General features: G+C 59.7%; 11 protein-coding genes. All 11 read right to left on the bottom strand.

Translation table 11 applies throughout. The annotated features are described in order from the left end of the window. Window positions 1-55: 55 nt before the first annotated feature. The gene (locus AB4N76_RS09535; protein WP_046028506.1) at window positions 56-928 is read right to left on the bottom strand and encodes an oxygenase MpaB family protein; all 873 of its coding nucleotides are present in this window, start codon (window positions 926-928) and stop codon (window positions 56-58) included. Between the two features lie 63 nt (window positions 929-991). Continuing rightward, a complete protein-coding gene (gene acs / locus AB4N76_RS09530) occupies window positions 992-2,929 on the bottom strand; it encodes an acetate--CoA ligase (RefSeq protein WP_046028505.1) in 1,938 nt (645 codons plus the stop codon). Between the two features lie 179 nt (window positions 2,930-3,108). Further along, window positions 3,109-4,773 carry a glucose-6-phosphate isomerase gene (pgi, locus tag AB4N76_RS09525; protein ID WP_046028504.1) on the bottom strand — a complete coding sequence of 555 codons (1,665 nt, stop codon included), beginning with the start codon at window positions 4,771-4,773 and terminating at the stop codon, window positions 3,109-3,111. 231 nt (window positions 4,774-5,004) lie between these two features. After that, on the bottom strand, window positions 5,005-5,385 hold the full coding sequence (gene panD, locus AB4N76_RS09520) for an aspartate 1-decarboxylase (RefSeq protein ID WP_003228271.1): 381 nt from the start codon (window positions 5,383-5,385) through the stop codon (window positions 5,005-5,007). A 207-nt stretch (window positions 5,386-5,592) separates the two neighbouring features. Then, on the bottom strand, window positions 5,593-6,453 hold the full coding sequence (gene panC / locus AB4N76_RS09515; RefSeq protein ID WP_460164411.1) for a pantoate--beta-alanine ligase: 861 nt from the start codon (window positions 6,451-6,453) through the stop codon (window positions 5,593-5,595). Further along, on the bottom strand, window positions 6,450-7,250 hold the full coding sequence (panB, locus tag AB4N76_RS09510) for a 3-methyl-2-oxobutanoate hydroxymethyltransferase (protein ID WP_046028502.1): 801 nt from the start codon (window positions 7,248-7,250) through the stop codon (window positions 6,450-6,452). Before panB ends, panC begins: the two co-directional genes overlap by 4 nt. A gap of 365 nt (window positions 7,251-7,615) precedes the next feature. Continuing rightward, window positions 7,616-8,101 (bottom strand): 2-amino-4-hydroxy-6-hydroxymethyldihydropteridine diphosphokinase, encoded by a 486-nt coding sequence (gene folK, locus AB4N76_RS09505; RefSeq protein WP_077431256.1) that lies wholly within the window; start codon window positions 8,099-8,101, stop codon window positions 7,616-7,618. Window positions 8,102-8,105: 4 nt separating this feature from the next. Next, window positions 8,106-9,506, bottom strand: coding sequence for a polynucleotide adenylyltransferase PcnB (locus tag AB4N76_RS09500; protein ID WP_046028499.1), 1,401 nt, complete (start codon window positions 9,504-9,506; stop codon window positions 8,106-8,108). A 924-nt stretch (window positions 9,507-10,430) separates the two neighbouring features. Next, on the bottom strand, window positions 10,431-11,867 hold the full coding sequence (locus AB4N76_RS09495; protein WP_046028497.1) for a sigma-54-dependent transcriptional regulator: 1,437 nt from the start codon (window positions 11,865-11,867) through the stop codon (window positions 10,431-10,433). Window positions 11,868-11,889: 22 nt separating this feature from the next. Next, window positions 11,890-14,844 carry a sensor histidine kinase gene (locus tag AB4N76_RS09490; RefSeq protein ID WP_175648970.1) on the bottom strand — a complete coding sequence of 985 codons (2,955 nt, stop codon included), beginning with the start codon at window positions 14,842-14,844 and terminating at the stop codon, window positions 11,890-11,892. Continuing rightward, window positions 14,828-15,004 carry a hypothetical protein gene (locus AB4N76_RS09485; RefSeq protein ID WP_003176118.1) on the bottom strand — a complete coding sequence of 59 codons (177 nt, stop codon included), beginning with the start codon at window positions 15,002-15,004 and terminating at the stop codon, window positions 14,828-14,830. The genes AB4N76_RS09490 and AB4N76_RS09485 overlap by 17 nt, the downstream gene beginning before the upstream one ends. Between the last annotated feature and the right edge of the window lie 12 nt (window positions 15,005-15,016).

Raw genomic sequence — 15,016 nt, 5'->3', positions numbered from 1 at the left:
CACCTGATCCCGAGCCACTGATCGTTCCCACGCGGAGCGTTGGAACGATCAATCGTCAGGTCAACAGCCCCATCCGCCGCTTCGCCCGCTGCACCGAGCCATTGCGCACTGCCCAGCGCAGCATCGGTGCACTGCGGTTGACGCTGGCGCGGATCAGTTTGCGTTGCAGTGGATTCTGGCTGACGCCGAGCATGGCACTGGCCCAGTCCGGTAGCAGATCGATACCCGCCTGCATCATCAAACCGCCAAAAGGCTTGGCCAAACGGCTGGGGGAGGGCGCGCTCAGCAGCAACCGCAACACTTCCCGGCTGCGTTCGTCGCACAGCAACTGAGGGCGAATGCGCGCAAGGTAATCGGCAATGGCCTGTCGCGAGCGGGGTACATCGCGGGCACCCAGGCGTTCGGCAACGATGGCGATTTCTGCGTAGTAGCGATCCTGATCGGCCAGCGACAGCGCCGGATTGCGGTAACGCAAATGCGCGGCGAGAAAGTTGCTGACCTCGGCCACATGCACCCAGGTCAGCAAGTCTGGATCACTGGCGGCGTAGGGGCGTCCGTCCGGTGCCGTACCGGTGACTTGCAGGTGGATGGTGCGGACTTTCTCGATCAGCCAGTCGGCATCCTTTCGCGAACCAAACGTGGTGCCAGAGATGAACTGCCCGGTGCGGCGCAGTCGGCCGAGCATGTCCTCGCGAAAATTCGAATGATCCCAGACCCCGGCCAGCGCCAGTGGATGCAGGGCTTGCAGCATCAGGGCGCTGATGCCGCCAATGAGCATGCTGCTGAAATCGCCGTGCACTTGCCAACTCACCGAGTCGGGGCCGAACAGGCCGGGATCACCTTTGGGATTTTCCAGATCGAGCTTGCCCAGTGACAGACCGCTCAGGCTCATGATTTGGGTTTCGATGCGGGTACGGATGAATTCCATGGCGACTCAGTGGCGAAAAAGGCGCGGCCATCGCTGGCCGCGCGGGTGGGATGCAACAACAAATCATTGGTTCAGGCGTTTGTCGATCAAGCCCTGAACGACACTCGGGTCGGCCAGGGTCGAGGTGTCGCCCAGGCTGTCCAGCTCATTGCAGGCGATCTTGCGCAGAATACGCCGCATGATCTTGCCCGACCGGGTTTTAGGCAAGGCCGGAGCCCACTGGATCAAGTCCGGTTTGGCGAAGCTGCCGATGTCCTTGCTGACGTGGTCGAGTAATTCCTTCTTCAGTTCGTCATTGGGGTCGGTGCCGTTCATGGGCGTGACGAAGGCGTAGATGCCCTGGCCTTTGACGTCGTGGGGATAACCGACCACGGCGGCTTCGGCGATGCTGTCGTGCAGCACCAGGGCGCTTTCCACTTCGGCAGTGCCGATGCGGTGGCCGGAGACGTTGATCACGTCGTCGATGCGCCCGGTGATCCAGTAATCGCCGTCCTCATCGCGTCGCGCGCCGTCGCCGGTGAAGTAATAACCGGGGTAGGGCTTGAAGTAGGTGTCGATCATCCGTTGCGGGTCGCCGTAGACACTGCGGATCTGTGCCGGCCAACTGGACTTGATCGCCAGCACGCCGCTGCCGGCGCCTTTGATTTCCTTGCCCGTTTCATCGAGCAACACCGGTTGTACACCAAACATCGGTTGCGTGGCGCAGCCGGGTTTGATTCGTTGCGCGCTGACCAGCGGGCTGAGCATGATGCCGCCGGTTTCGGTCTGCCACCAGGTATCGACGATGGGGCAACGCTGCTCGCCGACCACATTGAAGTACCAATCCCACGCCTCCGGATTGATCGGCTCACCAACAGTGCCGAGTAATCTGAGGCTTGCGCGGGACGTTTCCTGCAACGGTTCGCGGCCTTCACGCATCAAGGCGCGCAGGGCGGTGGGCGCGGTGTAGAAGATGTTGACGTGGTGCTTGTCGATGACTTGCCAGAAACGCGAGGTGCTGGGGTAACTCGGTACGCCTTCGAAGATCAGCGTGGTTGCGCCGTTGGCCAGCGGACCGTAGACGATGTAGCTGTGGCCGGTGACCCAGCCGACATCGGCGGTGCACCAGAACACTTCGTCATCACGGTAGTCGAGCACGTATTTGAAGGTCATCGCTGCTTGCAGCAGGTAGCCGCCAGTGGTGTGCAACACGCCTTTGGGTTTGCCGGTGCTGCCGGAGGTGTAGAGGATGAACAGCGGATCTTCGGCGTCCATCGGTTCCGGCGGGCAGTCGTCGCTGACATCACGCAAGGCCTGGTGATACCAGAGATCGCGGCCTTCAACCCAGTTCACATCGCCCTGGGTGCGCTCGACGACGATGACCGTGCTGACGTTCGGGCAGCTCTGAAGGGCCTTGTCGACGTTGTGTTTGAGTGGCACGAATTTACCGCCACGCACGCCTTCATCGGCGGTGATTACCGTGCGGCAGTCAGCGTCGAGAATCCGGTCGCGCAGGGAGTCCGGCGAGAAACCCCCAAACACCACCGAATGCACCGCTCCGATGCGCGTACAGGCGAGCATGGCGTAAGCGGCTTCGGGGATCATCGGCATGTAAATGCAGACGCGATCGCCTTTCTTCACGCCGCGGCTCTTGAGCACGTTGGCCAGGCGACAGACGTTGTGATGGAGTTTTTTGTAGGTGATTTGCGCGGATTCGGCGGGATCGTCGCCTTCCCAGATGATCGCGATTTGATCGCCGCGTTGTTTCAAATGACGGTCGATGCAGTTGTAACTGACGTTCAACTGACCGCCGGCAAACCAGCTCGCTTCACCGGTTTTCAGGTTATAGCGCTGGACGCTGTCCCACGGCGTACTCCAGTCGAGAAAGCGCGTGGCTTGTTCGGCCCAGAACGTACTGGGGTGTTCGATGGATTCGCGATACAGGCGCTGGTAGTCGTCTTGACTCAAATGCGCAGCCCGGCGGACGGCATCGGCTTTGGGGAACGTGCTGATATCGAACATGACGGTTCCTTATGCTTGTTTTGCGACAAGGATAAAGATGCGCCGAGTAGCGGGTGGGTTCAAGCCTTGCACCGCCGCTGTAAGAGCCGAGCTTGCTGGCGATGCAGACGTCGCGGTGTATCAGGTACACCGCGTCATCGTTCATCGCGAGCAAGCCCGGCTCCTACGGGAGTGGGGTGTTAACCGCGGTGACGACCGCGGAAGTAGTTGATCAGACCTTGGGTCGAAGCATCGTCAGCCGGGGTTTCTTCGCTGCCGACGAGGCGGTTGTAGACGCCTTTGCCCAACTCTTTACCCAGTTCCACGCCCCACTGGTCGAAGGCGTTGATGCCCCAGACCACGCTTTGCACGAAGACTTTGTGTTCGTACATGGCCACCAATGCACCGAGACGACGCGGGCTGATGCGCTCGACCACCAGGGTATTGCTCGGGCGGTTGCCCGGGATCACCTTGTGCGGTGCGAGTTTCTGCACATCGGCTTCGCTCATGCCTTTGTCGCGCAGTTCGACTTCGGCCTCGCTGAGGGTCTTGCCGAGCATCAGCGCCTGGCTTTGCGACAGGCAGTTGGCGTACAGCCACTGGTGGTGGTCGGACACCGGGTTGAAGCTGACGATCGGCACGATGAAGTCGGCCGGGATCAGTTGGGTGCCTTGGTGCAGCAACTGGTGATAGGCGTGTTGGCCGTTGCAGCCGACGCCACCCCAGATCACCGGACCGGTGTCGGTGGACACTGGCGTGCCATCCTGACGCACGCTCTTGCCGTTGGATTCCATGTCCAGCTGTTGCAAGTGCTTGGTGATGTTCCGCAAGTAGTGGTCATACGGCAGGATGGCGTGGCTTTGTGCACCCCAGAAATTGCCGTACCACACGCCGAGCAAGGCCAGCAGTACCGGCATGTTCTGCTCGAACGGCGCGGTCTGGAAATGCTGGTCCATGGTGTAGGCACCGGACAGCAGTTCCTTGAAGTTGGACATGCCGATGGCCAGGGCAATCGGCAAACCGATGGCCGACCACAGCGAGTAACGACCGCCGACCCAGTCCCACATCGGGAAGATGTTTTCTTCACGAATGCCGAAGGCCACGGCCGCTGCATTGTTGCTGGAAACGGCGATGAAGTGGCGATACAGCTCGGCTTCCGAGCCGCCCTGAGCCAGGTACCAGGCGCGTGCGGCCTGGGCGTTTTTCAGGGTTTCGAGGGTGTTGAAAGATTTCGACGAGACGATGAACAGCGTGGTCTCGGCGCGCAGCTTCATGGCCAGTTCGTGGAATTCGCTGCCGTCGATGTTTGCCAAATAGTGGCAACGCACGCCTTTCTGGGCGTAGGACAGCAAGGCTTCGGACACCAGTTCCGGGCCGAGGAACGAGCCACCGATGCCGATGTTCACCACGTCAGTGATCGGCTTCTCGGTGTAACCGCGCCACAAGCCGTCGTGGATGCGGCCCACGAGGTCGGTGATCTGGTTCAGTACTTTGTGCACTTCCGGCATCACGTTGACGCCATTGACCGACAGCTTGTCGCCAACCGGGCGGCGCAGTGCGGTGTGCAGGGCCGGACGCCCTTCGGACGCATTGACGATTTCGCCTTCGAACAGCGATTTGATCGCGCCCTTGAGGTCGACTTCGTTGGCCAGACCCACCAGCAGATTGCGGGTCTCGGTGGTGATCAGGTTCTTCGAGTAATCGAGAAACAGACCGCAGCTGCTAAGGGTGAATTGAGTGAAACGCTGCGGGTCGGCATTGAAGGCCTCGCGCATGCTGAAATCCTGCATGGCTTGGCGGTGATCATTCAACGCTTGCCAGGCGGGCAGAGCGGTAACGTCGTGAGGGGTGCGGTAGTACGCCATCGCTGCGGGTTTCCTTTTTACTTGAACGGCCTTTTGAACACTAAAAATCCCGGAGCGCCTGGGGTGGCGCGTCCGGTCAACTGCGTCGACACGATCTCATGGCGCAGGGCGACTACAGTAAACCCCGCGCCTTGATCTGTCTTGACTTTGTCTGACCTGTTTCCTGTACTTTTTTAACATCGAAGTCAGGAACAACCCGACAAACGGAGGGTCGGCAACGCTTCGGTGCGATCAGGCGACCTGAACCGGAATGGCGTTACTGGTGTGGCTCAGCTCATTGCCCGGCGCCATGTAGAGCATGCGCGGTTTGAAGTTGAGCAATTCGGCTTCGCTGTAATGAGCGTAAGCACAGATGATTACGCGATCACCGACCTTGGCCTTGTGGGCTGCGGCACCATTGACCGAGATCATGCGCGAACCTTCTTCGCCACGAATGGCGTAGGTGGTGAAGCGTTCGCCGTTGTCGACGTTATAGATCTGGATCTGCTCGTATTCACGGATGCCGGACAAGTCCAGCCATTCGCCGTCGATGGCGCAGGAACCTTCGTAATCAAGGACAGCGTGGGTGACTTCGGCGCGATGCAGCTTGGCCTTGAGCATGATGGCGTGCATGAGTGTTTCCCCAGGTCGGAATCGAACGGCGGGCAGTTTGCCCGAAGGGTTTGTGGGCGGCAATACAGCTGAAATGCAATCTTCAGAGCCACCAAAAAACCCGTGGGAGCCGAGCTTGCTCGCGATGAGGCCCGCACATTCAACATCATTGTTGAATACCAGATCGCTATCGCGAGCAAGCTCGGCTCCCATAGGGTTTGGTGGTGTTTAGACGGGGGCGTCGAGGTTCAGGTGCAGGTTGTCGATCAACCGCGTGGTGCCGAGGAACGCGGCCACCAGAATCACCAGGTCGCGATCTTCTGGCATCGCCGGGCGCAAGGTCAGCGCCTGGCGGATTTCCAGATAGTCGGGACGCAAACTGGCGGTTTCAAGTTGTTTGATCTGTGCGTCGATCAGCGCCGGGAAATCCCGCTCACCTTGCTTGATTGCCTCGGCAATCGAACTCAGCGTGCGATAGACCACGGGCGCCACGGCACGCTGTTCTTCGCTGAGAAAACCATTGCGCGATGACAGCGCCAGGCCATCGGCTGCACGGACAGTCGGTTCGCCAATGATCTGGATCGGCATGTTCAGGTCATGCACCAGGGATTTGATCACCGCCAGTTGTTGGAAGTCTTTCTGGCCGAAGATCGCCAAGTCTGGCTGGACCATGTTGAACAACTTGCTGACCACCGTCGCCACACCTTCAAAGTGCCCCGGCCGGCTGGCGCCGCACAGGCCTTCAGACAGCAGTGGAACGCTGACGCGAGTCTGGCCGGCCATGCCATCCGGGTACATTTCTTCAACGGCTGGCGCGAACAGCAAGTGGCAACCGGCCTGGAGCAGCTTCTCCTGGTCGGCGGCGAGGGTGCGCGGGTATTTGTCGAGGTCTTCGCCAGCGCCGAATTGCAGCGGGTTGACGAAAATGCTCGCGACCACGAAATCCACCCGCTGGGAGGCTTTGGTAATCAGTGCAATATGACCGCTGTGCAGGTTGCCCATGGTCGGCACGAAGCCGATGCGCTTGCCTTCGCTGCGGGCACGGGCCACGGCGGCCCGCAGTTCGCGTACGGTTTTTACGGTGTTCATGCAGAGAATCCGTGTTCGATGCCTGGGAAAGTCGCCGCTTTGACTTCGGTCACGTAAGCACTCAGGGCTGCTTGAATGGTGTTCTGTCCAGTCATGAAGTTCTTCACGAACTTTGGCACACGACCGGTAATCGACAAGCCCAGCATGTCGTGCAGGACCAGGACCTGGCCGTCAGTGCCGCTGCCGGCGCCGATCCCGATGACCGGAATCTTCACGGCCTGGGTGATTTCTTCGGCCAGTTCGCTGGGCACGCATTCGAGCAGCAACATGGCGGCGCCAGCCTGTTCCAGTGAGATGGCATCGGCGCGCATCTGCCTGGCCTGGTTTTCGTTACGCCCCTGGACTTTGTAACCGCCCAGGATGTTCACCGATTGCGGCGTCAGCCCCAGGTGTGCGCACACCGGGATACCGCGTTCGGCCAGCAGGCGGATCGAGTCCGACAGCCACAGTGCGCCTTCTACCTTGACCATGTGCGCGCCGGCCTGCATCAACAGGGCACTGTTGGTCATGGCTTGTTCGGTGGTGGCGTAGGCCATGAACGGCAAGTCGGCGAGGATCAACGCATCGGTGTTGCCGCGTTTGACCGCTGCGACGTGGTAAGCCATTTCGGCGGTCGTCACGGGCAGGGTACTGTCGTGACCTTGCAAAACCATGCCGAGGGAGTCGCCCACCAGCAACACTTCGACACCGGCCTCATTGCAGGCGTGGGCGAAGGTCGCGTCATAGCAGGTCAGCATGGTGATTTTTTCACCTTTTTGCTTGAGACCTTGCAGCGTGGTCAGGGTGATGGCTGGCATGAAAAGTTCCTCATTCAGGCGCTGTGGAAACTACTGCGAGTAACGCGCGTGATTCTTCGTTAAATACAGGCGCACGGTCTGTTGTCGTGCTTTTACGGCCTGGATTGCGCCCTTCAACGCCGTGTTGGCGGCAGCGGGACGCCTATAGTCGTGAGGAGAACTCGGGAAGTCAATTGCATGTGTTACCGCATTGTTACGACAGAGGTGTTACCGGGGTAACTGATGCGATTCAGCAGTAGATTTTGGCTTCAACACAAAAATCAATGTGGGAGCGGGCTTGCTCGCGAATGCGGTGTGTCAGTCAATGTTGATGCTGAATGGCACACCGCATTCGCGAGCAAGCCCGCTCCCACAGGGGATTTTTGTCAATTTTTGGAGAGGCGTTCCAGGCCGACGAACGGGCAGGCTGCGAGTAAATCCTTCAGATTGCGGCCATCGGCCAAGCGCAGATCTGCCGGAGCCAGTTCGGCCAGTGGATACAGGACAAAGGCCCGTTCCTGCAGGTGATAGTGGGGGACTTTGAGGCGGGGTTCGTCGATCAGCCGATCACCAAACAACACGATATCGAGATCCAGCGTGCGTGGGCCCCAGCGCTCAAGACGCTCGCGGCCTTGCTCGTTCTCGATGGCTTGCAGCGCATCAAGCAATTCCAGTGGCGCAAGCGTGCTGTCGAGGGCCGCCACCGCGTTGGTGTAACGCGGTTGGCCTGGCAGCAGCGAGTCGCTTTGATAAAACGCGGAAACACCGACCAGTCCGGTCTGCGGTAACTGCGCCAGCGCCTGGACGGCGCTGCGCAATTGTTCGGCGGGGGCAGACAGATTGCTGCCCATGCCGATGTAGATGCGTTCCATGGATTTACTCGCCCGAGACGCTCGGTGCGCCGGCAGCGCGTTTGCGCTTGGCGCCACCGCTGCGGCGACGTTTGCGGGGTGCGCCGGTGCCGTCGTCCTTGCCGCTGAGGTCGCGGATCATGTCGCGACGTTCGCTGTCATTGGCGTCCTGATAGTCCGTCCACCATTCGCCCAGGCCATCGGTCTGCTCGCCGGCGCTTTCGCGCAGCAGCAAGAAGTCGTAACCGGCGCGGAAGCGTGGGTTGTCCAGCAACAGGTCGGCACGCTTGCCGCTGCGGCGTGGCAGGCGCTCTTGCATGTCCCAGATCTCACGGATCGGCATGGTGAAGCGTTTTGGAATCGCAATGCGCTGACACTGTTCGGCAATCAGCTCGTGAGCCGCTTCCTGCATGGCCGGAATCGGCGGCATGCCGCGTTCTTGCAGGCGCAATACGCGAGCCGGCAGGGCAGGCCACAACAGGGCGGCAAACAGGAACGCCGGGGTCACCGGTTTGTTCTGCTTGATCCGCAGGTCCGTGTTGATCAGCGCTTCGCTGATGAGGGTGTGGGTGTACGTCGGGTTGTATTCCAGCGCCTCGGCACTGGCCGGGAACAGCGGATCGAACAGTTGCAAGTCGACCAGCATCTCGAAGGTGTCCGCGGCGTGGCCGGAGAGGAACAGCTTGAGCACTTCTTCGAACAGACGGGCCGACGGGATCTCGCGCAGCATCGGTGCCAGTTCGCGAATCGGCAGGGCACTGTGTTTTTCGATACCGAAATTCAACTTGGCGGCAAAACGCACGGCCCGCAGCATCCGCACCGGGTCTTCCTGGTAGCGCTGCTTCGGATCGCCGATCAAGCGGATCAGGTGATTGCGGATGTCGTGTACGCCGTTGGCGTAGTCGAGGATGCGCTCGCTGACCGGATCGTAGTAGAGGGCGTTGATGGTGAAGTCGCGGCGTTGCGCGTCTTCTTCCAGCGTGCCATAGACGTTGTCGCGCAAGATGCGCCCGCTTTCATTACGGGAAGACTGGTTGCTGTCTTCTTCCTCGTCGTTTTGCGGGTGATTGGCGCGGAAGGTCGCGACTTCGATGATTTCTCGACCGAAGTGGATGTGCACCAGTTTGAATCGACGGCCGATGATCCGCGCGTTGCGGAATTCGGCACGCACCTGTTCAGGTGTGGCGCTGGTGGCAACGTCAAAGTCTTTGGGCGTGATGCCGAGCAGCATGTCACGCACGCAGCCGCCGACCAGGTAAGCCTGATAACCGGCGTTCTGCAGGCGTTCGACGATATTCACCGCGTAACGGCTGAATTGCGCCTTTTGCAGCGAGTGTTGGCCGCTGTTGAGCACTTCAGGCGTACTGCGAATGTGTTGCGTATGACGCTTGGGAGAACGGAATGACTGGAACAGCTTCTTCAGCATGGGATGCACTGTTTGAAGGAATGTTCGGCCATAACAGAAGAATGACCGCATGATGGGCGGGGATTCTAGCATTTAGTCGAGGGATGGTGTAGGAAGCTGCGCAAGCAGCTGAAGGGGATATCTGGCAGACGCTATCCGTGTAGCCGCTGACGAGCAACACGAGGCTGCGTCCGGCGGCGAAGCCGTCGTCATTGCGGTGTTTCAGATGAAACGGGTCGTCTGTATTACGACTGCTGCGCAGCCGAACGCAGCCTCGCAGGCTCGACAGCTGCTACACGAGCCAACGCAGCCTCGCGTTGCTCGACAGCTGCTACAGGTCGGACGGGGGTTGGCAATTGCTGTCGCGTAAACGCCAGAAACTACAAGGGGAGCCGAAGCTCCCCAAGAAGTAGTTGCATGCTCTATTTTTATTATTGGTTTCGGGCTTTTTGTTTTTGTTAAGTGCCCTCGCCATGAAGATTTTCCTTCATGACCCTCCCAATCGGGAGCCAAGAGCAAACGGATTGCTTTGGTCGCTGTGCTGCAGTGATCTTGCGATCCAACCAGTTCAGGCACTGTCTGAGTGACAGTTTTTTATTATTCTCGGCCTGGTCGTGGGGCAAGCCCCAAATACAACGCCTCTCCAAAAGAATCAGTTAGCTGCGCCTCTCGCCGTCTTGTTTTTATTGTGCGTGAGTCGATTCGTCTTATTTTTATTGTCTTTTGCATTGCTTGTTATTGTTCTTGTACTAAACATATAGCAGGGTGCGTGCCAACTTTTGCGAGCCCCAATAAAACAAGGGGTTAGGTCGGTCGGTGGGGTTTTTCAGGGGCAAAAAAACCGGGGCTTCGTTACCGTAAGCCCCGGCTTCTGTTACGTGATAAATCTGAGGTAACAGTTTTTTCAGCGTGTCACGTGTTACCCACGTCTCAGACAGGTGACGTTCAGCTCTCGCTGGCGACCCCGGTCTTGCGCCGTGGGATGCCCAGGCGCTGACGCCGCTCCCACAGGCATTTGCGGCTGACCCCGAGTTTGCGGGCCAGCTCGGTTTCGGTCATGTGGTCCTGGTGCTCGAGAACGAAGTGCTGGAAATAATCTTCCAGTGACAAGTCTTCGGTTGGCTCATGACTGGAATTACCGCCGTTGTTGCCCTGCTGCGGCGCCAGGCCGATGAACTCGTCCTCTTCCAGATCGCTCAGCTCGATGTCGATACCCAGCAGTTCAGCAGAGATTTCCGGGCTCTCGCACAGGATGACCGCGCGCTCGACCGCGTTTTCCAGCTCGCGAACGTTACCGGGCCAGGAATAATGACGAATCGCTTGCTCGGCATCCGGGGCGAATTTCAGGTCGGTGCGGTTGATCCGCGCGCTCTGTCGCGCCAGGAACGCATTGGCGATTTCGTTCACGTCCGCACCGCGCTCGCGCAAGGCTGGCAGCTTCAGGGCGATCACATGGAGGCGGTAATACAAGTCTTCGCGGAACTGGCCGATTTTTGCCAGGCTCTTGAGGTCGCGGTGAGTCGCCGCGATCAGGCGCACGTCAACCTTCTGCGATTGAACCGAACCCACACGGCGAATTTCGCCTTCCTGCAACACGCGCAGCAGGCGAGCCTGGGCTTCGAGTGGCAGTTCGCCGATTTCGTCGAGGAACAGGGTGCCGCCGTCCGCCGCTTCCACCAGACCGGCACGCCCGGCGCTGGCGCCGGTGAATGCGCCTTTTTCGTGACCGAACAGCTCGGACTCGATCAGGCTTTCCGGAATGGCCGCGCAGTTCACCGAAATCATCGGTGCCTTGGCGCGGCGGGACAGGTTGTGCAGGGCGCGCGCCACCAGTTCTTTACCGGTACCGGATTCGCCCTGGATCAGGACGTTGGAATCGGTCGGGGCGACTTTGCGAATTTTGCTGTACAGGTCCTGCATCGGCGGACACGAGCCAATGATGCCGATTTCGCCGTTGCTGTTGTCGGCACCCGCTTTCGCGGCGCCATTGCCGGCTTTACCCGCAGCAGGTTCACCGTTGGCTGGCAGCGATTGTCGGTCACGCAGGATCCGGGCGACGGCCTGGAGCATTTCGTCGTGATCGAAAGGCTTGGCGATGTAATCCACCGCGCCCATCTTCATTGAGTCGACCGCCGAACGCAGGCTGGCGTAGCTGGTCATGATCAGCACCGGGGTGCCTTGGCCGAGTTTGATCAACTCGGTGCCAGGTGCGCCGGGCAGGCGCAGGTCACTGACGATCAGGTCGAACGTGGGAATGGTGAAGCGTTCTTGTGCTTCCTGCACTGAACCGGCTTCGCTGACCTGGTACTGGTTGCGTTCCAGCAGGCGGCGCAAGGCGGAGCGGATAATTGTTTCGTCTTCGACGATCAAAATGTGCGGCATTGATTCGATACTCTCGACGGTCTCAGTTCACAGCGGACGTCGCTTCGACATGACGCGGCAAGGTCACCCTGATACGGGTGCCGCGTTGGCTTTGAACATCAGCCGGGCTGTCGATGGTGATTTGTCCATAATGCTCTTCAACGATGGAATAGACCAGTGCAAGGCCCAGACCGGTGCCTTCGCCAGGATCCTTGGTGGTGAAGAAAGGTTCGAACAATCGGTCCATGATGTTCTTCGGAATACCGCTGCCTTCGTCTTCCACGATCAGGTCGACCGTGTGTTCGCCGGCTTCGCTTTTAACCCGCACGGCGCTACCCGCAGGCGAGGCGTCGCGGGCGTTTGAGAGCAGATTGATGAGTACTTGGGCGAGTCGCTGCGGATCGCCTTCGACCCAGTGATCGGGGTCGCACAGATTATAGAACTGCACTTCGAAATTGCGTCGGTTCAAGGCCAGCAGGCCGATGGCATCTTGAGCCACTTCGGCCAGACAGACGGGTTCGTCGCTGTGCTGGTGACTGCCGGCGTGGGCGAAGCTCATCAGCGATTGAACGATGCGTGAGACGCGTTTGGTCTGTTCGAGGATCTGCCCGCTGATTTCCTTCAGCTCGCCATCGTCTTCGCGCTCTTCGCGCAGGTTCTGCGCCAGGCACGCAATGCCGGTAATCGGGTTGCCGATTTCATGGGCCACACCTGCCGCGAGTCGGCCGATGCTGGCCAGGCGCTCGGAATGCACCAGCTTGTCTTCGAGCATCTGGGTTTCGGTCAAGTCTTCCACCAGCAACACCAAACCGCTGTTACCCGGCGCCAGCGGTTCATCGATCGCCGCTTTGTGCAGGTTCAGCCAGCGAGTCTGGCCATCAAGGGCCAGGTGCTGCTTGTGCAAATGCTCGTCGGGCAGGTTGATGAAGCCTTGCAGCAGTTCTTTCCACGGATCGGCAATGGTGCTCAGGCGCGAACCGACCACACGCTGCGCGGCAATACCCGTCAGTTCCTCCATGGCTTTGTTCCACATGAGGATTTCCTGATCCTTGGCCAGCGAGCAAACGCCCATCGGCAGTTCTTGCAGGGTCTGGCGGTGATAGCGGCGCAGGGCATCGAGTTCGGCGGCCAGGCCGGTCAGCCGTGAGTGGTAATCCTCAAGGCGACTTTCGATGAAGTGAATGTCCTCGGTGACGTAGTTCTCGCCACCCGCCTTATAAGGCAGGAACGTCTCGACCATGTCTTGGGCAACGCTGGGGCCCATCAAGCCGGACAGGTTGGCTTCGATACGGTCACGCAAGCGACGCAAGGCGTAAGGCCGGCGCTCGTCGAACGGCAGATAGAGATCGCGCAGCGCCTGTTCGACTTCTTTCTGAGCAGCCTTGGCGCCCAGGGGTTTTGCCAGCTGCGTGGCGAATTCCTGGGGTGACGCGGCGTGCAGTTCGCGACGTTGCGGGCGACGTACATTGTCCACGGCGCAGGCTTCGGCGGCGCTGGCCTCTTCGGGGCTGGCGTTGGTAAACAGCGAGATCAGGGTGAACATCAGCACGTTGGCTGCCAACGACGCGATGGCCGCCATGTGCCAGCTGGTGTCGTCCAGCACGTAGATCATGTTCAGCAGGGGAATGTAGAAGCCCTGCAGGTTGCCCACCAGTGGCAACAGCATGGTCACCAGCCACACCAGAATCCCTGCCAGCAAACCGGCAATGAAGCCCCGGCGGTTGGCGGTCGGCCAGTACAGAACCGAGAGAACGCCTGGCAAGAACTGCAATGTGGCGACAAACGCGACGATGCCGAGATTGGCCAGATCCTGCTCCACGCCCAGCAGCAAGTAGAAACCGTAGCCGGCCATGATAATTGCGACGATCAGCGCCCGACGAGTCCACTTCAGCCAGCGGTAGATATTGCCTTCGGCCGGTGGTTGATAGAGCGGCAGCACCAGGTGGTTCAGTGCCATCCCGGACAGCGCCAGGGTGGTGACGATGATCAGGCCGCTCGCTGCCGACAAACCGCCGACATACGCCAGCAGCGCCAAGGCTTTGCTGTTGGCGGCGATGCCGATGCCAAGAGTGAAATACTCAGGATTAGTCGTGGCGCCGAGTTTCAGCCCGGCCCAGAGAATCAGCGGCACCGCCAGGCTCATCAGCAGCAGAAACAGCGGCAAACCCCAGCTGGCACTGACCAGCGAGCGCGGGTTGAGGTTTTCGGTAAACGTCATGTGATACATGTGCGGCATCACGATTGCCGAAGCAAAAAACACCAGCAGCAGCGTGCGCCACGGACCTTCTTGCAGCGGGGTGTGCAAGGCGGCGAGGGCGGTCTGGTTTTGCAGCAGCCACAGTTCAAGCTGTTGCGGGCCGTCGAACACGCCGTACAGCGCATACAGGCCGACGCCGCCAATGGCGATCAGTTTGATGACCGATTCGAAGGCAATCGCGAACACCAGGCCTTCATGTTTTTCTCGGGTGGCGATGTGGCGCGAGCCGAAGAAAATCGTAAACAGCGTAATCAGGGCGCAGAAACTCAGGGCCACGCGATGTTGAACCGGTTCGCGAGTAAGGATGCCGATGGAGTCGGCCACGGCCTGAATCTGCAACGCCAATAACGGCAGGACGCCGATCAGCATGAAAATCGTCGTCAGCGCGCCGGCCCAGGTGCTACGGAAACGGAACGCGAACAGGTCGGCCAGGGACGACAACTGATAAGTGCGAGTGATTTTCAGGATTGGGTACAGCAACACCGGCGCCAGCAGAAATGCGCCGGATACCCCCAGGTAGCTGGACAGAAAGCCGTAACCGTACTGGTAGGCCAGGCCGACCGTGCCGTAAAAAGCCCAGGCGCTGGCGTAGACGCCCAGCGACAGGGTGTACGTCAGCGGGTGGCGAATGATCGCCCGGGGGATCATGCCCCGTTCACTGACCCAGGCTACGCCGAACAGCACCGCCAGGTACGCGGCGCTGATCAGGATCATCTGGGTCAGGCTAAAGCTCATCGGCATCTTTTTGGCTCTGCAGGATGAAGGTCACAACGATCAGGATCAGCCAGAGCAAATAAGGGCGATACCAGGCGCCAGTGGCGTCGATCCACCAATCCATGATGGCCGGGGAGAACAGATAAATCCCCACTACCAGGAGCAGGACCAAGCGATAGATGTACATCCCGGCCTCTCT

Source organism: Pseudomonas sp. S2_F03, assembly GCF_054668335.1.
Note: the sequence above shows the minus strand (reverse complement) of the source record. Positions and strands in the feature narration are given on the sequence as shown.